27 protein-coding genes are annotated in these 22976 nt (G+C 68.9%); 18 read left to right on the top strand and 9 right to left on the bottom strand.

Features of this window, described 5'->3' with window-relative positions:
- Position 1 precedes the first annotated feature (1 nt).
- Both ABH933_RS36025 and ABH933_RS36020 read right to left on the bottom strand, forming a co-directional pair.
- Positions 2-568 (bottom strand): isochorismatase family protein, encoded by a 567-nt coding sequence (locus ABH933_RS36025; RefSeq protein WP_429424148.1) that lies wholly within the window; start codon positions 566-568, stop codon positions 2-4.
- Between the two features lie 76 nt (positions 569-644).
- Entirely contained in the window at positions 645-1958 is a 1314-nt protein-coding gene (locus ABH933_RS36020; RefSeq protein ID WP_429424150.1) for a nicotinate phosphoribosyltransferase, read from the bottom strand.
- 213 nt (positions 1959-2171) lie between these two features.
- Between ABH933_RS36020 and clpS the strand changes: the two genes are divergently transcribed.
- From clpS to ABH933_RS35970, 10 genes are all read left to right on the top strand, one after another.
- Complete coding sequence (clpS, locus tag ABH933_RS36015; protein WP_429424425.1) at positions 2172-2462, top strand: ATP-dependent Clp protease adapter ClpS; 291 nt, start codon at positions 2172-2174, stop codon at positions 2460-2462.
- Positions 2463-2484: 22 nt separating this feature from the next.
- Positions 2485-3054: a DUF2017 domain-containing protein gene (locus ABH933_RS36010; protein WP_429424427.1), complete on the top strand. Its 570-nt coding sequence runs from the start codon at positions 2485-2487 to the stop codon at positions 3052-3054.
- A 208-nt stretch (positions 3055-3262) separates the two neighbouring features.
- Positions 3263-3685, top strand: coding sequence for a M67 family metallopeptidase (locus ABH933_RS36005; protein WP_308166896.1), 423 nt, complete (start codon positions 3263-3265; stop codon positions 3683-3685).
- 30 nt (positions 3686-3715) lie between these two features.
- On the top strand, positions 3716-3994 hold the full coding sequence (locus tag ABH933_RS36000) for a MoaD/ThiS family protein (RefSeq protein WP_215922810.1): 279 nt from the start codon (positions 3716-3718) through the stop codon (positions 3992-3994).
- 3 nt (positions 3995-3997) lie between these two features.
- A complete protein-coding gene (locus ABH933_RS35995) occupies positions 3998-4960 on the top strand; it encodes a PLP-dependent cysteine synthase family protein (RefSeq protein ID WP_429424152.1) in 963 nt (320 codons plus the stop codon).
- Positions 4961-5060: 100 nt separating this feature from the next.
- Positions 5061-5756: a rhomboid family intramembrane serine protease gene (locus tag ABH933_RS35990; RefSeq protein WP_429424154.1), complete on the top strand. Its 696-nt coding sequence runs from the start codon at positions 5061-5063 to the stop codon at positions 5754-5756.
- 71 nt (positions 5757-5827) lie between these two features.
- Positions 5828-6592: a cyclic nucleotide-degrading phosphodiesterase gene (locus ABH933_RS35985; RefSeq protein WP_429424156.1), complete on the top strand. Its 765-nt coding sequence runs from the start codon at positions 5828-5830 to the stop codon at positions 6590-6592.
- Between the two features lie 192 nt (positions 6593-6784).
- Positions 6785-7549 (top strand): ribonuclease PH, encoded by a 765-nt coding sequence (gene rph / locus ABH933_RS35980; protein ID WP_429424158.1) that lies wholly within the window; start codon positions 6785-6787, stop codon positions 7547-7549.
- Positions 7549-8154 (top strand): non-canonical purine NTP pyrophosphatase, encoded by a 606-nt coding sequence (locus ABH933_RS35975; RefSeq protein WP_429424160.1) that lies wholly within the window; start codon positions 7549-7551, stop codon positions 8152-8154. The genes rph and ABH933_RS35975 overlap by 1 nt, the downstream gene beginning before the upstream one ends.
- Positions 8155-8591: 437 nt before the next feature.
- The gene (locus ABH933_RS35970; protein ID WP_429424161.1) at positions 8592-9350 is read left to right on the top strand and encodes a DUF4184 family protein; all 759 of its coding nucleotides are present in this window, start codon (positions 8592-8594) and stop codon (positions 9348-9350) included.
- 34 nt (positions 9351-9384) lie between these two features.
- On the opposite strand, the gene ABH933_RS35965 is transcribed toward ABH933_RS35970, so the two are convergent.
- The 3 genes from ABH933_RS35965 to ABH933_RS35955 all read right to left on the bottom strand — a co-directional run bounded on the left by ABH933_RS35965 (position 9385) and on the right by ABH933_RS35955 (position 11191).
- Positions 9385-9699, bottom strand: coding sequence for a DUF3817 domain-containing protein (locus tag ABH933_RS35965; protein WP_215922918.1), 315 nt, complete (start codon positions 9697-9699; stop codon positions 9385-9387).
- Between the two features lie 137 nt (positions 9700-9836).
- Entirely contained in the window at positions 9837-10265 is a 429-nt protein-coding gene (locus ABH933_RS35960; protein WP_215922816.1) for a transcriptional regulator, read from the bottom strand.
- A gap of 50 nt (positions 10266-10315) precedes the next feature.
- The gene (locus tag ABH933_RS35955) at positions 10316-11191 is read right to left on the bottom strand and encodes an oxidoreductase (RefSeq protein ID WP_429424163.1); all 876 of its coding nucleotides are present in this window, start codon (positions 11189-11191) and stop codon (positions 10316-10318) included.
- 240 nt (positions 11192-11431) lie between these two features.
- Here ABH933_RS35955 and ABH933_RS35950 point away from each other — a divergent pair, with 240 nt between their 5' ends.
- A complete protein-coding gene (locus ABH933_RS35950) occupies positions 11432-13429 on the top strand; it encodes an MDR family MFS transporter (protein ID WP_429424165.1) in 1998 nt (665 codons plus the stop codon).
- A gap of 69 nt (positions 13430-13498) precedes the next feature.
- Here the strand turns inward: ABH933_RS35950 and ABH933_RS35945 are convergent, their stop codons facing one another.
- Together ABH933_RS35945 and ABH933_RS35940 are read right to left on the bottom strand one after the other, a co-directional pair.
- Positions 13499-14704 (bottom strand): FAD-dependent oxidoreductase, encoded by a 1206-nt coding sequence (locus tag ABH933_RS35945; protein ID WP_429424167.1) that lies wholly within the window; start codon positions 14702-14704, stop codon positions 13499-13501.
- 191 nt (positions 14705-14895) lie between these two features.
- Positions 14896-15549, bottom strand: coding sequence for a PadR family transcriptional regulator (locus tag ABH933_RS35940; protein ID WP_429424169.1), 654 nt, complete (start codon positions 15547-15549; stop codon positions 14896-14898).
- A 159-nt stretch (positions 15550-15708) separates the two neighbouring features.
- Between ABH933_RS35940 and ABH933_RS35935 the strand changes: the two genes are divergently transcribed.
- The gene (locus ABH933_RS35935; protein ID WP_429424171.1) at positions 15709-16626 is read left to right on the top strand and encodes a LysR family transcriptional regulator; all 918 of its coding nucleotides are present in this window, start codon (positions 15709-15711) and stop codon (positions 16624-16626) included.
- A 20-nt stretch (positions 16627-16646) separates the two neighbouring features.
- Here the strand turns inward: ABH933_RS35935 and ABH933_RS35930 are convergent, their stop codons facing one another.
- A complete protein-coding gene (locus tag ABH933_RS35930; protein WP_429424173.1) occupies positions 16647-17441 on the bottom strand; it encodes a helix-turn-helix domain-containing protein in 795 nt (264 codons plus the stop codon).
- On the opposite strand from ABH933_RS35930, the gene ABH933_RS35925 reads away from it, so the two are divergent.
- The 4 genes from ABH933_RS35925 (at position 17440) to ABH933_RS35910 (ending at position 20107) form a co-directional block, all read left to right on the top strand.
- Complete coding sequence (locus tag ABH933_RS35925) at positions 17440-17964, top strand: hypothetical protein (protein WP_245401974.1); 525 nt, start codon at positions 17440-17442, stop codon at positions 17962-17964. The two genes, ABH933_RS35930 and ABH933_RS35925, sit on opposite strands and share 2 nt — an antisense overlap.
- A 40-nt stretch (positions 17965-18004) precedes the next feature.
- Positions 18005-18394, top strand: coding sequence for a nitroreductase/quinone reductase family protein (locus tag ABH933_RS35920; protein WP_429424176.1), 390 nt, complete (start codon positions 18005-18007; stop codon positions 18392-18394).
- Positions 18395-18523: 129 nt separating this feature from the next.
- Entirely contained in the window at positions 18524-19207 is a 684-nt protein-coding gene (locus ABH933_RS35915; protein ID WP_429424178.1) for a hypothetical protein, read from the top strand.
- A 252-nt stretch (positions 19208-19459) separates the two neighbouring features.
- Complete coding sequence (locus ABH933_RS35910) at positions 19460-20107, top strand: pentapeptide repeat-containing protein (RefSeq protein WP_429424180.1); 648 nt, start codon at positions 19460-19462, stop codon at positions 20105-20107.
- Positions 20108-20112: 5 nt separating this feature from the next.
- On the opposite strand, the gene ABH933_RS35905 is transcribed toward ABH933_RS35910, so the two are convergent.
- Entirely contained in the window at positions 20113-21051 is a 939-nt protein-coding gene (locus ABH933_RS35905) for an SDR family NAD(P)-dependent oxidoreductase (protein ID WP_429424182.1), read from the bottom strand.
- A gap of 129 nt (positions 21052-21180) precedes the next feature.
- On the opposite strand from ABH933_RS35905, the gene ABH933_RS35900 reads away from it, so the two are divergent.
- Together ABH933_RS35900 and ABH933_RS35895 are read left to right on the top strand one after the other, a co-directional pair.
- Complete coding sequence (locus ABH933_RS35900) at positions 21181-22332, top strand: sensor histidine kinase (protein WP_429424429.1); 1152 nt, start codon at positions 21181-21183, stop codon at positions 22330-22332.
- Positions 22329-22970 carry a response regulator gene (locus tag ABH933_RS35895; protein ID WP_429424184.1) on the top strand — a complete coding sequence of 214 codons (642 nt, stop codon included), beginning with the start codon at positions 22329-22331 and terminating at the stop codon, positions 22968-22970. Before ABH933_RS35900 ends, ABH933_RS35895 begins: the two co-directional genes overlap by 4 nt.
- Positions 22971-22976 lie beyond the last annotated feature (6 nt).

The following is a 22976-nucleotide window of genomic DNA, read 5'->3' as shown; positions in this document are numbered from 1 at the left end:
CTCAGGACTCCAGCGCTCCGGCGAGTTCGATTCCGGCGGTGCGCATCCGGTCCAGGGCCGATGCGGTGGTCGCGGGGGCCACCCCCGCGGTCAGGCCCAGCAGGACCCGGGTGTGCAGGCCCGCGGCGCGCGCGTCCAGTGCGGTGGCCCGCACGCAGTGGTCGGTGGCGATACCGCACACGTCCACGGTGTCGATTCCCTTGTTGCGCAACCAGTCCGCGAGACTCTCGCCGGATTCGGCGGTGCCCTCGAAACCCGAATAGGCGGCGCTGTAGGCGCCTTTGGAGAACACCGCTTCGATGGGGCCGGTGGCCAGATTCGGGTGGAATTCCGCGCCGGGCGTGCCCACCCGGCAGTGCGGCGGCCAGGTGTCGATGAAGTCCGGCTCCGAGGAGAAGTGCCCGCCGGGATCGATGTGAAAGTCCCGAGTGGCCACGACCGCGGCGTAATCGGAGACGCCGAGGTATTCGGTGATGCGCGCGGCGACCGCGGCACCGCCCGCGACGGCCAGCGCGCCGCCCTCGCAGAAATCGTTCTGCACGTCCACGACGATGAGTGCTCTGGTCATGTGGTCATCTCGCATCTCGATGCCGGTATGCGGGCGCGACCCTGCCCGGTCGGACGAGCGTGCCCGCGGTGCGAATTCATTGTAGGAAGGTGGTGGGAATCGCGGGGTCTCCGGGCGAGAGTTTCAAGCCCTCCCAGGGGAGGCTCACCAGGCCCTTCGCCACCAGCTCGCGCGACTGGGCCAGGGTGGGGCGGTCCGGTGCGATCTTGCCGCCGCGGACCATCGGTGTCAGCAGCTCGCGGGCGGAGAAGCCGTTGGCCGCGGGTGCGGGCCCGGCAGCGCGATACACGATCTCCTCCACGATCGTCCCGGTCGGCCGGGACAGCCGCACCGCCTGCTTGGTGCCGCCGCGGGATTCCTTGTGGCTGCTGCGCTTGGCCACCGGCACCCCCTCCACCTCGACCAGCTTGTAGACCATGCCGGCGGTCGGGGCGCCGGACCCGATCACCAGCGCGGTGCCCACGCCGTAGACGTCGACCGGCTCCGCGCGCAGCGAGGCGATCGCGTATTCGTCCAGATCTCCCGACACCACGATGCGGGTGCGGGTGGCCCCGAGCGCGTCGAGCTGGTCGCGCACCTGCCGCGCCAGCACGCCCAGATCGCCGGAATCGATACGCACCCCGCCCAATTCGGGCCCGGCGACCTCGATGGCGGTGGCCACCCCCTGGGTGATGTCGAAGGTATCCACCAGCAGGGTGGTGCCGATACCCAGCGCCTGGACCTGACTGCGGAACGCCGCCGCCTCGTGGGCGCCGTCCGGGCCGCTGTGCAGCAGCGTGAACGCGTGTGCGCTGGTACCCGCGCCGGGAACTCCATAGCGGCGCACCGCCTCCAGATTCGAGGTGGCATCGAATCCGGCGAGGTAGGCCGCACGGGCGCTGGCGGGTGCGGCCAGCTCGTGCGTGCGCCGCGAGCCCATCTCGATCATCCGCCGCCCGCCCGCGGCACTGACCATCCGGGCCGCGGCCGAGGCGATCGCGCTGTCGTGGTTGAGGATCGACAGGATCAGCGTCTCGAGCACCACGCATTCGGCGAAGGTGCCGCGCACCGAAAGGATCGGGGAGCCGGGAAAATACAGCTCGCCCTCCCGATAGCCGTCGATATCGCCGCGGAACTCGTACTCGCGCAACCACTCCAGCACCGGGGCGTCCAGGAAGCCTGCGGCAGTTGCCAATTCGGGCTCACCGAAACGAAACTCGGCCAGCGCGTCGAGCATTCGCCCGGCGCCCGCAGCCACACCGTAGCGGCGGCCGTTGGGCAGGCGCCGCGCGAAGACCTCGAAGGTGCACTGTCGGTGCGCCGAACCGTCGGCCAGCGCGGCCGCGAGCATGGTCAACTCGTACTGGTCGGTCAGCAGTGCGGTACTGGGGGCGGTAGCTGTGGTGTCCACGTTCGTCACTGTAGACACCGATTCGCCCGGATATTCGGTACGAGCGGGTGCAAAACGGGCGCGGTGGGTGTTGTGTATCCGCAGCCGAGTCGTAGGCTGAGGGTTATGGGTCTGTGCATGAACGATGCCGCCTCGGATGACACCGTCCGGGCCGGGGTCGGTCCGGGCGGGGGGAGCGGGACCGCGGGGCGCGCGACGGGCCCCAGGGTGGTGATGGCGGGACAGGCGGTCCCCGAGGCCGTCGAATACACCGAAATTCTCGAGGCCGAGGATCGGCCGTGGGTGACCGTTGTCTGGGACGACCCGGTCAATTTGATGCATTACGTCGCATACATCTTCCAAAAGCTGTTCGGCTACAGCAAGGGCAAGGCAACCGAGCTCATGCTCAAGGTCCACAACGAAGGAAAGGCGGTGGTGTCGTCGGGCTCGCGGGACAGGATGGAACACGATGTGCAGCGCCTGCACGCCGCCGGCCTCTGGGCGACCATGCAACGTGACGACTGAACAGGGCGACTACCGTTACCTCGTGCGCAAATGGAGCAGGAAGAACTCGCTGAGCGGGCTCAAGCTGCGGTCGGAGATGGATGCGCGGGAGGCGGAGGTGTTGCGCTCCCTGGTCGGTGCGGTCACCGGGCTGCTCACCGACCGGGCCGATTCCGCCCCGCAGGACGCTCTGGCCGCGCTGACCGGGCTCCGTACCGGCAATGCCGAGCCCCCCGACGATCCGCGGCTGGCGCGGCTGCTGCCCGATTTCCACCGCCCCGAACCCGGTTCGCCCGACGCCGACCGCGCCGAGCTCAACAGCGCCCTGCGCAGCCTGCACGAGCCCGACATCATCGAGAACAAGGTCGCGGCCGGGTCGGTGCTGCTGGACACCCTGCCCGCACAGGGCGGCAAGATCGTGATCACCCCCGAGCAGGCCGACGCCTGGCTCGCCGCGCTGAACGACGTACGGCTGGCGCTGGGCACCGCGATCGGCGTCGAGGCCGACACACCCGATCATCTGCATCCCGACGATCCGCGCGCCCCGCATCTGGACGTCTATCACTGGCTCACCTGGATGCAGGATTCCCTGCTGCAGGCCCTCGCGCCGTAGTTCGCACCGGGGCACGGGTGTGCCGGAATATAAATCTCACTGCGCGAAACTATTGACAGGTATTGCGACGAGGAAGTTTCCCGGCGGGGTGCGGGAAATGGGGGACCTGAGCCCGGCGACCTGGGAATAGTCGAATATTCTGGACCGTTGACGACAGCGTTCCGCGCCGAGGTGCGGATCCGTCTGACGGAACGGAAGGATGCGAACTGTGCTGGAGATCAGGGCGGACCTCGTGGAGGCAATGGTGGCGCACGCCCGCGCCGACCATCCGGACGAGGCATGCGGCGTCATCGCCGGGCCCGAGGGCACCGACCGCCCCGAGCGTTTCGTGCCGATGGACAACGCCGAGCGCTCCCCGACCTTCTACCGCTTTGATTCCGGCGAACAGTTGCGGGTGTGGCGCGAGATGGACGACCGCGACGAGGAGCCGGTGGTGGTCTATCACTCCCACACCGCGACCGAGGCGTATCCGAGCCGCACCGACATCTCCTATGCGTCCGAACCCAATGCCCACTACGTACTGGTCTCCACGCGCGACCCGGAGCAGCACGAGCTGCGCAGCTACCGGATCGTCGAGGGCGTGGTCACCGAGGAACCCGTGCGAATCGTGCCCGCGTACGCGAGTGCGTAAATACTTCAGACCGAAATTTTAGGAGCACCCATGTCGGTAACCGTGTCCATCCCGACCATCATGCGTCCCCTCACCGGCGGCGAGAAGCGCGTGCAGGCGAGCGGCGCCACCCTCGCCGCCGTGATCGACGACCTCGAGACCAATCACGCGGGCCTGCGCGAGCGGCTGCTCAAGGACGGCAAGCTGAACCGCTACGTCAACATCTACGTCGACGATGAGGATGTGCGATTCACCGGCGGGCTCGAGGCCGAGGTGCCCGAGGGCGGCACCGTGACGATCCTGCCCGCCGTCGCCGGAGGAGCGGTCTAGCTCGTGGCGCGCTACGAATCGCTGATCGAAACCCTGGGCAACACGCCGCTCGTGGGGTTGCGCACCCTGTCCCCGCAGTGGGACGGCGAGAATCACGTGCGGCTGTGGGCCAAACTCGAGGACCGCAACCCCACCGGATCCATCAAGGACCGGCCCGCGCTGCGGATGATCGAGCAGGCCGAGGCCGACGGTCGGCTGCGACCCGGGTGCACGATCCTCGAGCCCACCAGCGGCAACACCGGTATCTCGCTGGCGATGGCGGCCAAGCTCAAGGGCTACCGGCTGGTGTGCGTGATGCCGGAGAACACCTCGGTCGAGCGCCGTCAGCTGCTGACCATGTTCGGTGCGGAGATCATCGATTCCCCGGCCGCGGGCGGCTCGAACGAGGCTGTGGCGCAGGCGAAGAAGATCGCCGCGGAGAATCCCGAATGGGTGATGCTGTATCAGTACGGCAATCCCGCGAATGCGCTCGCGCATTATCACGGCACCGGTCCGGAGATTCTCGCCGATCTTCCCGAGATCACCCATTTCGTGGCCGGGCTGGGCACGACCGGCACATTGATGGGCACGGGCCGATACCTGCGCGAACAGGTGGCCGATATCGATATCGTCGCCGCGGAACCGCGCTATGGCGAACTTGTGTACGGGCTGCGGAATCTCGAGGAGGGATTCGTACCCGAGCTGTACGACGAATCCGTGCTGACGTCCCGCTTTTCGGTGGGCCCCTACGACGCGGTGCGCCGCACCCGTGAATTGGTGCTCCAGGAGGGCATTTTCGCGGGTATCTCGACCGGCGCGGTCCTGCACGCCGCGCTCGGGATCGCGGGCAAGGCGTTGAAGGCCGGTCGTCGCGCCGATATCGCGTTCATCGTCGCGGACGGTGGCTGGAAATACCTGTCGACGGGTGCGTACGACGGGACCCTCGAGGAAGCGGAAGACAAACTCGAAGGCCAACTCTGGGCGTAGCCGGTCCTGTCACCCGGGCGCAGTACGCTCGTAGGAGCGAGGTCCGATTCCTGGACCACCCGGCGTGATGGTGCGCGGGCCCCGCGAGGAGGTGACTGCGATGGCCGCTGGGATGGGGTCGTCCTTCGATCCCGAGCGGATCGGGGCACTGCGCAAGCAGCTGGATCGTGCGTCGGGAGCGAGCAACTCCGCCGCGGTGAAGCAGCTGTGGGTGCGGGCGATCGCGATCACCCTCGGCTTCGTGGCGCTGCTCTACGTCCTCGAGGCCATCAACTCCGCGACCAGCAATTCGCTCGACAACGCCGGAGGCATCCGGCCGCGCAGCCTGGACGGGCTCGAGGGCATCGCCTTCGCGCCGCTGCTGCACGGTAGCTGGGCGCATCTGCTCGGCAATACGCTGCCGGTGATCGTGTTGGGGCTGCTGACGTTGCTGACCGGCATCGGCCGGGGGCTGGGCGCGACCGCGATCATCTGGGTGATCAGTGGATTGGGGCCGTGGCTCATCGGCGACAGCCGATCGGTGACGATCGGGGCATCGGGCCTGGTCTTCGGCTGGCTGCTGTACCTGATCTCGCGCGGGGTGTTCGCCCGAAACCTCCGGCAGATCGTGGTCGGCGTGATCGTCGGGTTGCTGTACGGCGGGATTCTGCTGGGAGTACTGCCAGGTCAGCCCGGAATCTCGTGGCAGGACCACCTTTTCGGCGCGTTGGGTGGACTGGTAGCCGGTTGGGTACTCTCCGGGGATGAACGTCATCGTCGCGGGGGTAACCTCGGCCGCCTCGCCTCGTCGGGATGACGTCCGCACCCGGCCGACGAGTAGTGGGGGATTCCCTCTTGACTAGTAGTTCCTCGTGGGAGCATGGGGGTATGCGCCTTACCGTCATCGGGTGCTCGGGCAGTGTGTCCGGCCCGGATTCCCCCGCGTCGGGGTATCTGCTGACAGGTCCGGAGATGACTCCGACGGTGATCGACTTCGGTCCGGGCGTGTTGGGCGCGCTGCAGCGGCACCAGGATCCCGGTGCGGTCGACATCTTCCTGACACATCTGCATGCGGACCACTGCCTGGATCTGCCGGGTTTGCTGGTGTGGCGCCGGTACCACCCGAATCCGCCGAGCGGTCGGGCTGTCGTGCGGGGCCCCTCGGACAGCGCGCTGCGCATCGGCAACGCCTCCGCGGAGGTGGGCGGCGAATGCGACGACTGGTCCGACGTGATCGACATGCGCGCCTGGGTCGAGGGTGAGCCCGTGGAATTCGGCCCCGGCCACACGGTGACCGCGCGCCGGATGTTCCACCCGCCGGAGTCCTACGGCCTGCGGATCACCACCGCGGCCGGGCGCACCCTGGTCTACACCGGCGATACCGCCCTGTGCCCCGAGGTATTCGAGCTCGCGCAGGGTGCGGACGTTCTGCTGGCCGAGGCGTCGTGGACACACGATCCGGCCAATCGTCCACCGGGCATCCACCTGTCGGGCACCGAGGCCGGAATGGTCGCCGCGAAGGCCGAGGTGGGGGAACTGCTGCTCACCCACATTCCGCCGTGGATCTCGCGCGAGGACGTGATCGCGGAGGCGAAGGAGCAGTTCAGCGGTCCCGTGCACGCGGTATCGCCGGGCGAGGTCTTCGACATCTAGGGGTTGCCGATCCGCTTCCCCGCGACTTCGGCGCCCGCAAAGCACATGGGCAACTCACCGGGACGGGCCCAACCGGAGCGGGCTGTCATCCGCCGGCCCGACGAGCATGTCTCGGTGCAAGCAGCGGCACACTGAAGTGGCGGGGGAGCCTGGGGCGTTGCGGGTCGAGCGGCTCCACTAGGCTGCTGACTTGTGTCGAGACGAGCCGATGGTCGGGCGGACGATCAACTCCGCGAGGTCCGCATCACCCGGGGATTCACTACGCACCCCGCGGGGTCGGTGCTGGTGGAGTTCGGGCAGACGCGGGTGATGTGCACCGCGAGCGTCACCGACGGGGTGCCGCCGTGGCGCCGGGATTCCGGATTGGGCTGGCTGACAGCCGAATACGCGATGCTGCCCGCGGCCACGCACACCCGCAGCGGCCGCGAGTCCGTCAAGGGCAAGGTGGGCGGGCGCACCCAGGAGATCAGCCGGCTCGTCGGCCGCTCGCTGCGGGCCTGCATCGACCTGGCCGCGATCGGCGAGAACACCATTGCCATCGACTGCGACGTGCTGCAGGCGGACGGCGGCACCCGCACCGCCGCCATCACCGGCGCGTACGTGGCGCTGTCCGATGCGGTCACCTACCTCGCGGCGGCCGGTCGGCTGGCCGACCCGCAGCCGATCTCGTGCATGATCGCCGCGGTGAGCGTCGGCGTGGTCGACGGCCGGGTCCGGCTGGACCTGCCGTACGAGGAGGATTCGCGCGCCGAGGTCGACATGAATGTCGTCGCGACCGATACCGGCACCCTGGTCGAGATCCAGGGCACCGGCGAGGGTGCCACCTTCCCGCGCTCCACCCTGGACAAGCTGCTGGACTCCGCGCTGGCCGGGTGTGAGCAGCTGTTCGCGGTGCAGAAAGCCGCTCTCGCGCAGCCGTATCCGGGCGTGCTGCCCGAGCCGGAGAAGCGCAAGTAATGCCGCGACGGGTGTTGGTCGCCAGCCGCAACGCGAAGAAGCTCGGCGAGCTGCGGCGCATCCTCGCCGAGGCGGGCATCGAGGGCCTCGAGGTTGTCGGCCTGGACGAGGTGCCGCCGTTCCCCGAGGCCCCCGAGACCGCCGCGACCTTCGAGGAGAACGCGCTCGCCAAGGCCCGTGACGGCGCCGCGGCCACCGGATTGGCCTGCGTCGCAGACGATTCGGGCCTGTCGGTGGACGCCTTGAACGGCATGCCCGGCGTGCTCTCGGCGCGCTGGTCCGGCCGCCACGGCGACGACACCGCCAACAACGACCTCCTGCTGGGCCAGCTCTCGGATGTCCCCGACGAGCGCCGCGGCGCCCGCTTCGTCTCCGCGTGTGCCCTGGTCGCGGACGGCCGCGAGGTCGTCACCCTGGGCGAATGGCCCGGCCGCATCGCCCGCAAGCCCGCGGGCGAGGGCGGTTTCGGCTACGACCCCCTGTTCGTCCCGGACGGCGGCACCCAGTCCAGCGCCGAACTCACCCCCGCCGAGAAGGACGCGGCCTCGCACCGCGGCCGCGCGCTGCGCGCACTCCTCCCGGCGCTGGCCGCCCTCGCGCAGTAGCCCAGCCGCGTACTCGGTGAGCCGTGCCCGAACTGCTGTCCTTGGTCGCGAGCGGTCCGTGCGTGCATCCGCTGGGTGCGGTCGCGGCCCGCTACGCGCCGGCCGGGATCGCCACCGAAATCGGACCGATTCGGTTGTGACAGAGGCGATCCCGGGCATCGGCGTGGCTTCCATCTCCGACACGATCGGCCTTTCAGCGGGTGAACGCGGTCGCGCGCTCGGTAGCCCAGGCGGCGAAATCGAGGGCGGGGCGGCCGAGTAGGTCGGCGACGGTGTGCTAACGGTTCCCGGTGACAAATTGGCCAGCGCCGGGTTGCGGGTCACGGCGGTGACCTTCACGCCCGCCGTTCCCAGCTGTGCAACGACTTCCCGACCGACCACCCCGGTGGCCCCGATGACGACGAACATGGTGCGAAGGGCATGGATACACTCCGCGCGTGCCGCTCACCTTTCCATCCCATGCGCTACCCGTGCTCCCCCTGAAGATTCGATGGCCGCATCGACTGGATGGCGTTGCGCTGGTGGTCGGTTCGGCGGTTCCCGATGCGTCCTACCCTGTCGCCGGATTCTTCTCCATGCCCGAGACGCACACCCCGGTGGCATTGCTGTGGTGGTGTCTGCCCTTCGGCATCGTGGCGACGACAGTGATTCGCCGGTCCGCCCCGCAGATCGCCGCGCACCTACCGCGCCTGGGCGGGTTCGACCTTCCCGCCTACGGCGTAATCGGTGACGTCCGATACCGCTGGTACGTCACCGTCTATTCGATCCTGATCGGCGCACTCACCCACATCTTCTGGGACGGGTTCACCCACGACCCAGCCGGTGGTCACGGCTGGGGAGTAGCCCGATTCCCCGCGCTGCTGCACCCGAGCCTGCTGGGCAGGCCCTGGTGGTATCTGCTCCAACAGACATCCACCTGCCTCGGTGCGGTGCTCGCGGTCGCGCTGTTCTACTACATCGGCCGCCGCGGACTGCTGCGAATCTGGCACGGTGAGCCCCGAAAGTTCCCCCGTGCACCGAAACTCTTCTGGCTGTCGACAGGCCTGACGGCGGCGTTGCTGCTGGCCCTGCTTCCCCTCATGCCCTTGCCGTTCCAGCCCTTTGTCCTCGGCGTCCGACTGCTCTACGTAGCCGCCCTGTCCCTCCTGGCCGGTGCGGTGGCGACCTACCGCCGCGCAGCCGTCACTGTCGGATAGGGAGGTCGGCCCTGCAGCTGATCGTGCAACGACCTCAGAGGCCGTAGGTCTGCTTGACCTGCTTGGCGTTGACGTGTTCGACGAAGAACGACAGCAGAGGGATAGTGCCTGCCAGGAGGGTGCCGATGGTGCGGCCGAGGGGCCAGCGGACCTTGATCGCGAGGTCGGCGGTGACGATCAGGTAGACGAAGTAGACCCAGCCGTGGACAACCGCGATCCAGTTCGGGGTGTGGACGCCGAAGCCGTACTTCGCGATCATCTCCGCGCAGAGCAGCAGCAGCCAGGTGCCGGTGGCCCAGGCGAGGGTGCGGTAGCGCAGGAAGGCGGGACGCACCTTCTTCGCGCTGATCGCTGGGCGGGGGGCGGCGGGCGGTGTCGGTGGAACGACGGCCGACGCCGGGGTGGGGGCGGCTGCCGGCTGCACCTGGGCGGCGGGCTCGGCGTCCCGCACTTCGGTTGCGGCGGTGTCGGTGTTGTCGCTGGCGCTCAACCGGCGCTCCTCTCGGTCTCGCGGGCCTCGAGCCCGGCGGCGCGCACCTGTTCGCGCAGGTCCTGCGCGTTCAGTTCGGCCAGGTAGTGGTTGTATTCGGCGAGCACCGGATCGTCCTCGCGGCGCGTGTGCGCCGCGCGTTCGGGCAGGATGCCCTCGGGTATCTCGCGCTGCTTGGCCGGCTTCACCGGTGCGGGACGCTCGTCCTCGGGGACGTCGGACTCGCGCTCGAGCCGCACGAACCGCACGTAGGCGAACACCACGAACCCGGCGAACAACGGCCACTGCAGCGCGTAGCCGAGGTTCTGCCCGGTCCCGGTCCCGGATTCGAACCGCGTCCACTGCCACCAGCCCAGCGCGAGGCAGGTCAGCGCGGCGACGATCACCAGGATGATCAGGGCCGGGCGGCGGTGTGGAGCGGACACGGCATCTACGGTACTCGTCTACTACACGGTCCGTAGGAACAGGTCGGGGGTCAGAACTTGTAGGTCACACCCGTGCGCTGCTCGGACTCCTCCCACAGCCGCCGCCACAGGTCGCGGTTCTGCGACAGCTTGCTGGACGGCGAGGCCTGCACCGGGCCCTGACTGCCGAACAGCCGGGTCGGACCCCAGTAGGTGTTCGGGTCGGCGTCGGGCATGGTGGCGGCGAACAGACTCGAGTGCGCGGCACGCGCGGGGGAGTGGCCGATCAGCGCGACCGCGGGCTTGGCGATCCGGTCGACCAGGGTCTCGGTGCGGGTGAACAGGTCCGTCGCCGAGACACCCGGGTGCACGGCGTAGGAGCGCTTGGACGATCCGGACTCGGTCAGGCGCCGCTGCAGTTCGCGGGCGAACATCAGATTCGAGAGCTTGGCCTGTGCGTAGGCGAGATTGCGCTGGTAGCGGCGGTTTTCGTAGTTCAGATCGTCGATCCACAGCTTCGGCGTCTGGCGGTGCGCGATGCTGGCCAGGGTGACGACGCGATCACCGATGCGGTCCAGCAGCAGGCCGGTGAGCGCGAAATGCCCCAGATGATTGACGCCCCATTGGGTTTCGAATCCGTCGCGGGTGCGCGAGAACGGAATGTTCATCAGCCCGGCGTTATTGATCAGCACGTCGAATTCGCCGGTGCGCTCGGCGAATTCCCGGACCGAGGACAGATCGGAGAGATCCAGCGCCGAAACCGAGATGTCGCCGCCGATCTCGTCGGCGACCTGCTGGGCGGTGGTGGTGTTGCGGCAGGCCATGATCACCGTCGCACCCTTGCCCGCCAGCACCTTGGTGGTTTGCTTGCCGATGCCGCCGTTGGCGCCGGTGATCACGAACGTGCGCCCGGTCTGATCGGGGATTTCGGTGGGCTTCCACGCCATTGCTTCGGGACCTTTGCTGGAGTCGTCCGGGCAGCGGTGCACTGCCTCGCGATACTATCTTACTTAACGGTAAGTTCCGGCGGAAGCGCTGAGCTGGAGGAGATCACGCGCCGGATGCTGTTGGATAGCTGATCTTGGAGCGAACGCCGTATTTTACGTATCTTACCGACGGAATAGCAACGATCGGCACATACTGAGCTAATGACAGGTGCCCCGGCAGTCGCCGATTCTCCTGCGCCCGTGACCAGTGCCCGGGCCAACGTCGTCTTCATCACCGTCGCCCTCGGCCTGCTGATGGCTGCGCTCGATCAGACCATCGTGGCCACCGCGCTGCCGACAATCGTCGCCGATCTCGGTGGCTCCGGGCATATGGCCTGGGTGGTCACCTCCTATCTGCTGGCCGAGGCGGTGGCCACGGCGCTGGCGGGCAAGTTCGGCGACCTGTTCGGACGCAAACTCGTCTTCCAGCTCAGCGCCCTGATCTTCATCGTCGGGTCGATGATCGCCGGCCTGTCGAACGGCATGCTGCTGCTGATCGTCGCGCGCGCGATCCAGGGGGTGGGCGCGGGCGGGCTGATGGTGACCGCCATGGCGCTGATCGCCGATGTCATCCCGCTGCGCGACCGCGGCAAGTACCAGGGCGCGCTCGGCGCGGTCTTCGGCATCACCACCGTCGTCGGGCCGACGCTCGGCGGGTTGTTCACCGATCACCTGAGCTGGCGGTGGTGCTTCTACGTCAACGTCCCGCTCGCGATCGTCATGATCGCCGTCGCGGCGCGGGCGATTCCGCACGTGCGCACCGTGATTCGGCCCATCATCGACTATGCGGGCATCGCCTTGGTCGCGCTCGGGGTGAGCTGTCTGATCCTCGGGCTGGAATGGGGTGGGCAGCAGTATCCGTGGGGATCCACGACGATCCTCGGGCTGTTCGTCGCCGCGGCGATCCTGTTGGCGGCCTTCGTCTTGGTCGAACTGCGGGCCGCCGAGCCGATGCTGCCGATGCACCTGTTCCGCAGCAACGTCTTCACCGTCTGCTCGATCCTGTCGTTCATCGTCGGCTTCGGGATGCTGGGCGCGATGACCTACCTGCCTGCGTACCTGCAGTACGTCGACGGCGTCTCGGCCACCATGTCGGGCGTGCGGACACTGCCGATGGTCGTGGGCCTGTTCACCACCTCGATCCTGTCCGGTCAGGTGGTCGGAAAGACCGGGCGCTACAAGTACTTTCCGATCGTCGGCACCGCGGTGATGGCGGTCGGGCTGGGGCTGATGTCGACGATGGGCCGGGGCACCGGGGTCCTGCGCGAATCGCTGTACATGCTGATTCTGGGCCTGGGTATCGGGCTGTCGATGCAGGTGCTCACCATCGTCGTGCAGAACACGGTGCCGTATGCGGACCTGGGTACCGCCACCTCCGGGGTGACCTTCTTCCGCACGCTGGGAAGCACATTCGGCACCGCGATCTTCGGCACCCTGTACAACAACCAGATCGGGCCCAACCTGCGCCACGCGCTCGAGCGGGTGCCCGGGGTGCCCCCGATGGCCGCGCAGAATCCGCAGCTGCTGCGCAAACTTCCCGAGGCCCAGGCAAATCCGATCATCGACGCCTACGCCGCCTCGATCGATCACGTGTTCCGGTGGGTGGTGCCGGTGGCCATCGTCGGCTTCGTGGTCGCGTGGTTCCTCGAGGAGGTGCCGCTGCGCGACAGCATGCGCGGCGAGGCCACGGACATGGGCGGCGGATTCTCGATGCCGGAATCGCCCGATCGCGTTGTGCTGCTGGAACAATCGCTGGCCGGCCTGATGCGCCGGATGCGCACGGACGAGGCCCCCGATCCGCTGATCCTGGCGTCCTCGGGCACCTCGCTGACGCGCGCCCAGGCGTGGGCGATCGGGCAGGTCCAGATGCTGCGCCGGGCGCGCGGTGAGGCCACGCTCGCGGCCATCGCCCGGGCGCACTGGGTGCCGCCGGAGGTGCTGGAACCGGTGTACGAGAAGGCACTTGCGCTGGGCACCATCAAATTCGACGGTCCGCGAATACATCTCACCGAGCGCGGCCACGAGGAGTCCGACCGCATCAAGGCCGCCTGGCGCACCTGGTTGTGCAGCCGGATCGACGACTGGGATTGCGCGAACCCCGGCGATCGGGCGCTGCTGGACCAGGCGCTGGACAATATCGCCACCAAACTCCTGGACGAATCCGACCGGCCGGAGATGTTGACCGCGGCCCGGGTCTGAACCCGCGAACGCGGGCGGCGGAAAGGTATTCCGACGCCCGCATGCCTCACGCGGTTGTGTCCAATTGGATCACGCCATGGCGAGCTCGGCCGTCTCGTTCACCGGGGCATCCCAGTCGATGATGTAGCTCTGCTCGCGGCGCATCGTCTTCTCGAACCCCATCTTGGCGGCCATCGGCATCAGCACCGGCAGCGCCCGGCGCATCACCGGGCCCAGGGTCTTGCTGTGGTTGATCTTCGCGCCACGCGCGGCGATCCGCTCCACCCGAGGTCGGCGGATCCGCTCGTAGGCGGCGAAAGCCGTTGCCGGATCGTCGAAGTCGCGCAGGCAGCGGGCCAGCTGAATCGCCGATTCGATGGCCTGCGAGGCCCCCTGGCCGGTGCTGTTGGACGGGGCGTGCACCGCGTCGCCGACGAGTACCATCCGATCGCGGTACCAGGTCGGGACCGGCGGCATGATGTGCATTCCGCCGATGACGACCAGATCCTCCGGCCGGGTATTGCGGGCGAATTCGCCGCCCGGGGTGTCCTGGCCGTAGGTCTCCCGCAGGATGCGCAACCACTCCTCGCTGGGCACCGCGCGGGCCTCCGACATGGTCATGTACTCCTTGTTCGGCAGGTTCGCACCCCACCCCACCCGGCCGTCGGGCAGCGCGTAGTACAGGTAGTAGGCATTCTTGCCGAATGCGAAAATCATTGTCTCCGAGGGGACATCGATCGTGCAGTCGGTGTTGGCGCCGAAGCCGAGCAGTCCGGTGTAGTTCGCCTCGGGGGCATTCGGATCGACGAGCGTGCGAACCAGCGACTTGATGCCGTCCGCGCCGAGCAGAATGTCCGCGGTGGCGCTGCTGCCGTCGGCGAACCGCGCCGTGACGCCGTCGGCGTGCTCCTCGACGCCGACCAGGCGCTTGCCGTACTCGAAGGGGACACCCGCGGCGACGGCGTGATCGTGCAGCGCCCGGTGCAGATCCCCGCGTTCGACCACCTGCAGCGGTTCGATGCCCGTCAGGCCGGGCATCTCGACCGTCTTGTGCCCGAACGACATTGCCGTGTGGCGCATCGGCAGGGCCACCTTGCGCACCGGATCACCCGCGCCTATGACATCGAGCGCGGCCAGGCCGTTGGCGGCGAATCCGAGGGTGCTGCCGATGTTGTACGCCGGGCCCGGATAGGCCTCGTAGACGCGGCCCTCGATACCCGCCATCTGCAGCGCGGTGCCGGCGACCGGACCGGCGACGCCGCCGCCGATGATGAGTGCGGAGCGAATTGCGGACATGAGAATTTCTCCCTTGTGGATGGGTGTGGATGCCCGATCCGATCCACGCACAGGGAGCCCAGTTATCCTGTAGTTGCCAAACTTGGGCCGGGTTCACCTGCACGGATGCGGTTCGAGACGGTGATTCGATCGGGCCCGGTGGGGTGTTGCCGCACCTTGCCGGGCTCGGTTTCATTGCGTGCCTGAGGAATTCAGGCCGGACGGGTGAAGTCCCCCCTTTCGACCTGCTCGACGATCTCGGACATCGCCATGTTCGTGGCATGAAAGTTTCGCCACATCTCGATGTGGGGGAAGGTGCCCTCGGCCAGCTCGGTGCGCAGGCCGCGCACCCAGGCGATCTCGGCGTCCAGGATCGCGATGTTGAATTCGGCCTCGATCAGGAACAGTCGCGGCACTTCGGGCGGGCATTTCGCGAGCTCCGCGCGGGCGGCGGCGACATCGCGCTCCAGCCGCTCGAGCCGGGTGGCGAGCAGGGCGATGACCTCGTCGGGCGGCAGCATCGCCACGACGGACAGGCCCGCGGAGAACCGGTGATGCTCGAGCTCGGGGGTGGAGACGATCTCGCGGATCCAGTCGACGGCCTCGGCTCGGCCGGCCTCGGTGATGGCGTAGATGGTGCGCTCGGGGCGTGCGCCGTCGCGTTCGCTGCCGACAATCTCGAGCAGGCCGTGCTTCTCGAGATTCTGCACCACCGTGTACAGCGACCCCATCTTGATGTCCATGTCGCGGTCCTTACCGCGCTCGACCAGCAGGGCCGCGATCTCGTACCGGTGCATCGGCCGCTCGGTGAGCGTCGTCAGCACGGCCAGGGCCAGCAGGTTGCCGACCTTCCGCTTCTTCGCCATGTCACCTCCTAATGTTCGTTTACGAATATACGGCTACGAGTATTCGTGTGCAAGTATCGGATGAGGAGAAACGACGGCAGCTCAATAGACTCGGAGGCGATGGTGGTCGCGGCGCCGGACGGGCCGCGACCGCGCCGGATTCGAGCGTGAGGTGGGGCGGTGGAACGCAATGCCGAGGGCGGACTGGACCTGATCCAGCTGCGCACCTTCCTGGCGGTCTATCGGGCGGGGTCGGTGACCGCGGCCGCGCGGCTGATCGGGCTGTCCCAGCCCACGGTGACCACCCAGCTGCAGACACTCGAAAAGCGTTTCGGGCGGCAGCTTTTCGAGCGGCTGCCGCGCGGGGTGACCCCCACCGCCGCGGCCGACGAGCTGGCCGCGCGACTGGCGGGACCGCTGGACGCGCTCGAGGCGATCGCCGGCGGGGGTGTGCAGGCGCCCGCGGCGCAACCGCCGGTGCAGCTGGCGGGTCCGGCCGAAATGCTGGCCCTGCTGGTGCTGCCCGCGCTGGCCGCGCCGGTGGCCCAGGGCGTGCGGCTGACGGTGACCAGCGGTCTGGCCGAGGATCTGCTGGCCGGGCTGCGCACCGGGCAGTACGACCTGGCCGTGTGTACGGTGCGGCCGCGCGGGCGCACCGTGCACGCCGAGGCCCTGATGGACGAGGAATTCGTGCTGGTCGCCGCCCCCGACGTGGCCAAAGGCATCGATACCGAGCGCCTGCGGCGCGGCGGCCCCGCGGCCCTCGAGGCGGCGCCGCTGCTGACCTATGCCGCGGATCTGCCGATCCTGCGACGCTACTGGCGGCACGTGTTCGACACCCGCCTCGACGCCGAGCCGGCCGTGATCGCGCCCGATCTGCGCGCGCTGGCCGCGCTCGTCGCGGCGGGTGCGGGAGTCACCGTACTGCCGCGTTATCTCATTGCTGCGCAGTTGGATTCGGGCGATGTGGTGCCGCTGCTGGAACCTGCCGACCCGCCGATCAACACCGTCTTCCTGGCCCGGCGCATCGGTGCGCCCGCCCGTCCGCACGTGGACATGGTGCACGACGCCCTGCTCGCGGTCGGACGCAGCTGGTGAGGGCCCCAGCGGGCCTCGATTCAGCCGGCCCGCTCCGCTCGGTCGCGCAGGATCCGGGCGGATTCCTCGTCGGCCGGTAGGAAGGCCTCGAGGTGGAGTTCGGCGAGGGTGATGTCGGTGGCCGTGGCGAAGGAGGTCAGGGTGGTGATCAGGCGCAATTCGCCTGCCTCGCTGCGCAATCGGAGCGGCACGGCGAATCCGAGATAGCCGGGGCCCGGATCGGATTGCGGCAGATAGGATTCCAGCTCGGCGATGAACTCCTCGAGTTCGGGGTCGGGGCTGATCCGGACCCGGTTGCGCAGGGCTTCGGTGACGTGGCGGCCCCATTCGGCGAGATTGGCTATGCGCGGGGCGAGGCCGTCGGGATGTAGCGCCAGGCGGCGCACATTGATCGGCGCGCGAAGCAGTTCGGGTGCACAGCCCTCGGTGAACAGGTTGAAGGCCGCATTGGCGTCGATCATGATGCTGTGCCGGTCCACCACCAGGGCCGGATAGGGCATGTGGCCCTCCAGGATCGCGCGCAGCGCGGTGCGGACCGGCGCCAATTGTGGTGTGTCCATGCCGGATTCGCCGAATATCGGCGCGTACCCCGCCGACAGCAGCAGCGCGTTGCGCTCGCGCAGCGACAGCCCCAGCGATTCGGCCAGCCGCACCACCATCGCCCGGCCCGGCTGGGAACGGCCCTGTTCGAGGTAGCTCAGATAACGCTGGCTGGTGTCGGCGCGCAAGGCGAGATCGAGCTGACTCAACCGCCGCATGCCGCGCCAGCGGCGCAATTCGCGGGCGAAGGCGGGCTCGGCCAGGGTTGTCGTCATGGTTCCATCGTCAACGCCGCGGGCGAGCCGCGCCATTCCCCGCAGGGAATCGCGCGGCGGCACCGGCCTCGGCACACTCGACGCCATGAACGACGAACTCACCGACAACACCGTGAAAGAACTGGCCGACCGCTATGTGGCCATGTGGAACGAGCCCGATCCCGACCGACGGCGTGCGCTGGTCCGCGAGGTCTGGTCGGTCGACGCGCACCAAGTCGTGGTCAATCCGCCCGAGCCGATCCGCGATGCCGCCCGCAACCACGGGATCGTCCCCCCGGCCCTCGAGGTCCACGGCTACGACGCGATGGACGAGCGGGTGACCCGCGCCTTCGAGATGTTCGTCGAGCCGGGCGAATACGTCTTCGAATTGGACGGCGCCGCCGCAGCGCAGGCCGGGGGAGCCGTGACACTCACCTGGGTCATGCGCACCCGGGCCGACGGTGCGGTGGCGGGCTCCGGCTTCGACGTGTTCACCCTCGACGCCGACCACCGCATTCGCACGGACCACCAGTTCGTGGCGTAACCCGCCCGGGCAGAACGGCTGGCGCGAGTACCGTCGAGGCATGGTGAATCGCGCTTTCCAGCATCGCGTGGTGACTACCTTCCAGCGGTATATCGGTAATCCGATGCTGCGCCGCTCGCCCGCGCAAACGCTGCTCGAGACGACCGGCCGGGTCAGCGGGCAGCCCAGGCAGACCCCGATCGGCGGCGCCCGCGTCGGGAACTCGTTCTGGCTCGTCTCGGAATTCGGCGAGCGATCCCAGTACATCCGCAATATCCAGGCCGACAACCGGGTGCGGCTGCGGCTGCGCGGGCAGTGGCATTCCGGGACCGCACATCTGCTGCCCGAGGACGATGCGCGGGCGCGGCTGCGCACCCTGCCGCGCTACAACAGCGCGGCGGTCCGGGCCGTCGGCACCGACCTGCTGACGGTGCGGGTCGACCTGGACTAGCGGGTGCGGACGGATCACGGTCTGAACAAGATCCGCGTCAGACCTCCCAGCCTGCAACGATCTTGGTAACGTGCCTGGTGAATGGGCTTTCGAACCAGCAGTGCAACTGGTGAACGAAAGGTTCCGGCTATGGCATCACCGAACGAGGCACCACAGGACGGTGAGAGCGACACCGCCCGGAACGTAGCCGTAGCCACGGTGGCCATCGCCATCGTCGGCGTCGCGATTCTGGTCGGGGTGCTGTTGAACCGGTCGAACAAGGATGTGCAACCCGCGGACTCCTCGACGCCGGCGGCCGCGACCACCCGCAATCCCTATGCCGCCGTCCCGGTCGCCGCGGCCGGTGCGACCCAGCCCCACGCCGAGGGCGACGACTGCTCGCACGATCACGTCGCCATGCGATGGCAGCGGCGTGACAACAAGTGGGTGTGCGCGGCGCCCGGGCTGGTCAGCGCCGACCACCGGGTTGGTGACGACTGCTCGCACGATGGTCTCGTAGCCCACTGGGTGATCGGCGCCGGACCGGCCTGGGCGTGCGCAACGGTCCCGGCTCCGCCGCCGGATGCCGCTGCGCCGCCGCAGCCTGTGCAGCAGCCGGAGGCCGTCGAGGCGCCGGCGCCGCACCGTCCCCCACCGGTGGCCGAACGACCTGCCCCGCCGCCGGTGGCTGAGCACCCCGCCCCGCCGCCCCAGGTCGAACGTCCCGCCCCCGCCCCGGCACCCGAGGCTCCGCCACCTCCGCCGCCGATATTCCAGCTGCCCCCGATCCAGCTGCCCCCGATCTTCCCGCTGCCGCCCGCGCCGCCGCGGTAATCCGAGGGGCCGCCCTGCCGCCGGTGGCCGAATGTCCCGCGCTGCCCGCTGAGGCGCCACCTCCGCCGCTGATTCCTCCGATCCCAGGTGGCCCCCTATCTTCCCGTGTTGCCTGCGTCGCCGCGGTAAACGTGAATGCCGGTGCCGCCGAGGTTCTTGCGATGACCCCTCACCGCCGAGGTCTCCGCGCAGGTCTGCCTCGCCGAAGGTCACCGCGAAGGCCCCGCGCCGCTGACTCGGTAGGGTGCAGGAATGCCCCGCGACCTCGCCGACCTGTCGTACGCCCGCTTTCTGGAAGCGTTCGAGGGCGAGGTCGAGCCCGACTGCGAGTACGAGAGCGCGCACCTCGACGGGCTCACCATCGAGGCGCCGGACGCCCGCGGCACCCGGTTCACCGAATCGGCCTTCACCACGGTCGATTTCGCTGGCGGTGCGATGAGATACGGCCGGTTCGACGACGTCTGGCTGCGCGCCGTCCGGTTCATCGGGACCAATCTGGGCCAATCCGGCTGGCTGAACTCCGAATTCGTCGAGTGCGCCCTGTCCGGCGTCGAGGCCGTCGGCGTGCAGCTGCGCCGAATCCGTTTCGAGGGGTGCAAATTCGATTCGGTGAACCTACGCAACGCGGCCCTGCAGGACGTGACGTTCGCCGACTGCGTGCTGCGTGACACCGATTTCGCCGAGGCCACTCTGCGCCGCGTCAGCTTCCCGGGAACCCGCCTGGACGGCATCACGCTGCACGGTTCGAAGCTGCAGGATGTCGACCTGCGCGGCGCGACCACCCTGGACCTGACCGCCGGGATCGACGCGCTGAAGGGCTCGACCATCAGCACCCCGCAGCTGCTGGACCTCGCGCCGGCCTTCGCCCGCGCGGCGGGAATTATCGTGCGCGACAACTGAAGCCGTTAGGCGTGCGCGGTCTTGCCGCCGTCCACGACCAGCTGCGCGCCGGTGAGGTAGGTGTAGTCCGGCGAGGCCAGAGCCAGTGCGAACGAGGCGATCTCGTCCGGAGTGGCCAGGCGGCCCAGGCCGGGAACATTCGTCTTCGCCCACTGGCTCATTGCCGCCTCGTACGCGGCATCCGGCAGGTTCCCGATCGGGCCCGCGTTCCGGACCAGCTCGGTATCGGTGACGCCGGGGACCAGGGCATTGATCCGGATGCCGTCGGCGGCATAGTCCAGCGCGGCCGACTGCATCAGCCCGACCAGCCCGCGTTTGCTCGCGGTGTAGGCGGCGCGACCGGATTCGGTGGCCAGCGCATTGGACGACGAGGTGATCACGATGGTTCCACCGCCGCCGCGAATCATGTGCGGCACTTCGTACTTGGTGGCAAGGAACGCGCCCCGCAGGTTGGTGTGCACCACCCGGTCGAACTCCTCGGCGCTGTATTCGTGCAGCTTCTTCTGAATGGTGATGCCCGCGTTGTTGAATGCGACATCCAACCCGCCGTACTTCGCGACGGCGGCGTCGACGAACTTGCGGACGTCGTCCTCGATCAGCACGTCGGCGTGGATATAGGTGGCCTCGCCACCCGCGGCGCGGATCTCGCGCTCCACCTGCGCGCCGCGCTCTACTCTCCTGCCGCAGAACGCGACCCGCGCACCCTCGGCAGCGAACTGTCGCGCCGCGGCAGCGCCGATCCCGGAGGTGGCGCCGGTGATCAGCACCACTTTCTTCGCGAAGCGGCGCAGACCACTGGGGCGCGCGGAGGGTGGATCGGCGTCGTAACCGAGCGCCACGCCGGAGGCCAGACCCGCGGCGCCGGCCACGACGCCGGTTGCGGCCATGGCACCCAGCAGTTTTCGGCGGCTGGGCTGGGCGGGGGAGATGTCGTCGGAGGTCATGCCCTTACCGTGCCTCGGGCCGGCGTTCCGGAAATCGGACCGGCGGCCGGTCTCGCAACTCCTGGAAGGAGACGTCTCCTACCACGGTAGGAGACGGCGCAGCGGCCCCGGCGGCATGATGGGACCGTGATGGATGGTCCGGGTGTGGCGCGCGGCCTCGAGTGGTTACTCGACGAACGGTCGCTGCCGCTGCGGCTCACGGTGTGGGTAACGCTCGCGACCGGATGCCTGCTGTGGCTGGGGAATTCGCCGTCGCCGGTCGATTGGGTGCTCGGGGTCGGTGCGGTGCTGGCGACCGCGGGCGGCGCGCGCCGGCCGCTGGCCACCGCGGTGGCGACCATCGGGATGCTGGCGCTGGGTTTCGAATTCGGTCACACCGGGCCGATCGTGGGCAAGGTTGCCGCCACCGTGGCGCTCACCGAGCTCACCGTGCGACGGGATGGATGGCGGCCCTGGCTGGGCGCGGGGCTGCTGGCGGCGGCATATCTGCTGCATCCCGCCGGTGGTGCCGGCGCGACCGGATACCGGGCGGTGGTGATGGCCGGCCTGCCGCTGCTGATCGGCGGCCTGCTGCGCGGCGCGCTGGACAGCGCCGAACGCGCCCGGCGCTCGGCCCGGGAGCTGGCCGAGCACCGGGAGGCCGAGGTATCCGCGGCGCGGGTGGCCGAGCGCACCGCGATCGCGCGGGAGCTGCACGACCTTATCGCCCACCATGTGTCCTCGACCGTGCTGCGTGTCGGGGTGGCCCGGCATTCCTTTCCCGAGGCGCCTCCCGCGGTGCGCGAGGTGCTGGAAGACATTCACCTCAGCGGCAAAGAAACCCTTGCCGACCTGCGAAAACTGGTCGCTATACTGCGCGCGCCGGACGCCGGGGGAGAATCGCTCCTGGCCCCGGCCGAACTGCCGGCGGCGATCGATGCCGCCGTCGTGCGAACCCGGCGGCTGGGGCCGCGCGTCGAGACCGAGGTCGGCGACCTAGGCGCGATCGATGCCATGTCCGCGCTGACGCTGCTGCGCCTGACCCAGGAGGGTCTGGCGAACGTGGCCCGGCACGGCGGATCCGATGCGACGGCCCGGCTGGCGATCGAGATCGGCGACGATGACGGTGTGGATTTTCTGCTGTTCAATACCGTGCCGGGAGGCGAAACATCCTCGGCTGGAGCCGGTTTGGGGCTGATCGGGCTGCGCGAACGCGTGCAGTTGCTCGACGGCGTGCTCGCGGCCGGGCCGACCCCGGCGGGCTGGCGGCTGGCGGCGCATCTCCCGGGGCGGGCGTCGTGACGATCCGGGTGCTGCTCGTCGACGATCAGCAGCTGGTCCGGGCCGGGCTGCGCATGCTGTGCCGGACGGCCGGTGACCTGGAGATCGTCGGCGAGGCGGCCACCGGCGCGGAGGCCGTGCGGCTGGCCGAACGGGTCCGCCCCGACGTGGTGCTCATGGATCTGCGGATGCCGGGCATGGACGGAACCCGCGCCACCGCAGGCATTCTCGCGGCCCGTCCCACCGCCCGGGTGCTGGTGCTGACCACATTCGACGACGACGATCATCTCTATCCGGCCCTCGCCGCGGGCGCGGTCGGATTCCTGGTCAAGGACGCCTCGCCGGCCGATCTGCTGGACGGCATCCGCCGGGCCGCCGCCGGGGAGCGGCCGTTCTCGCCCGATGTACTGAGGCGAGTGGTGAATTCGGCGGTGGTCGCCCACGCCGAGCGCGACACCCGCACGACCGCAACGCCCGCCGGGTTGACCGCGCGGGAATCCGAGGTGCTGGAGCTGATCTCGGCCGGGCTGACCAACGGCGAGATCGCCGATCGCCTGCACATCGGACTGACCACCGTGAAGACGCACGTCACGAGCCTGATGGCGAAGACCGGTGCCACCAACCGCGTCCGGCTCGCGATCCTGGGCCTGCGCGGCTGAGCTCCC

Source organism: Nocardia sp. GP40 (assembly GCF_050434125.1).
Classification (GTDB): Bacteria; Actinomycetota; Actinomycetes; order Mycobacteriales; family Mycobacteriaceae; genus Nocardia; species Nocardia albiluteola.
The sequence above is the reverse complement of the archived record's forward strand: the minus strand, read 5'-3'. Positions and strand labels throughout refer to the sequence as shown.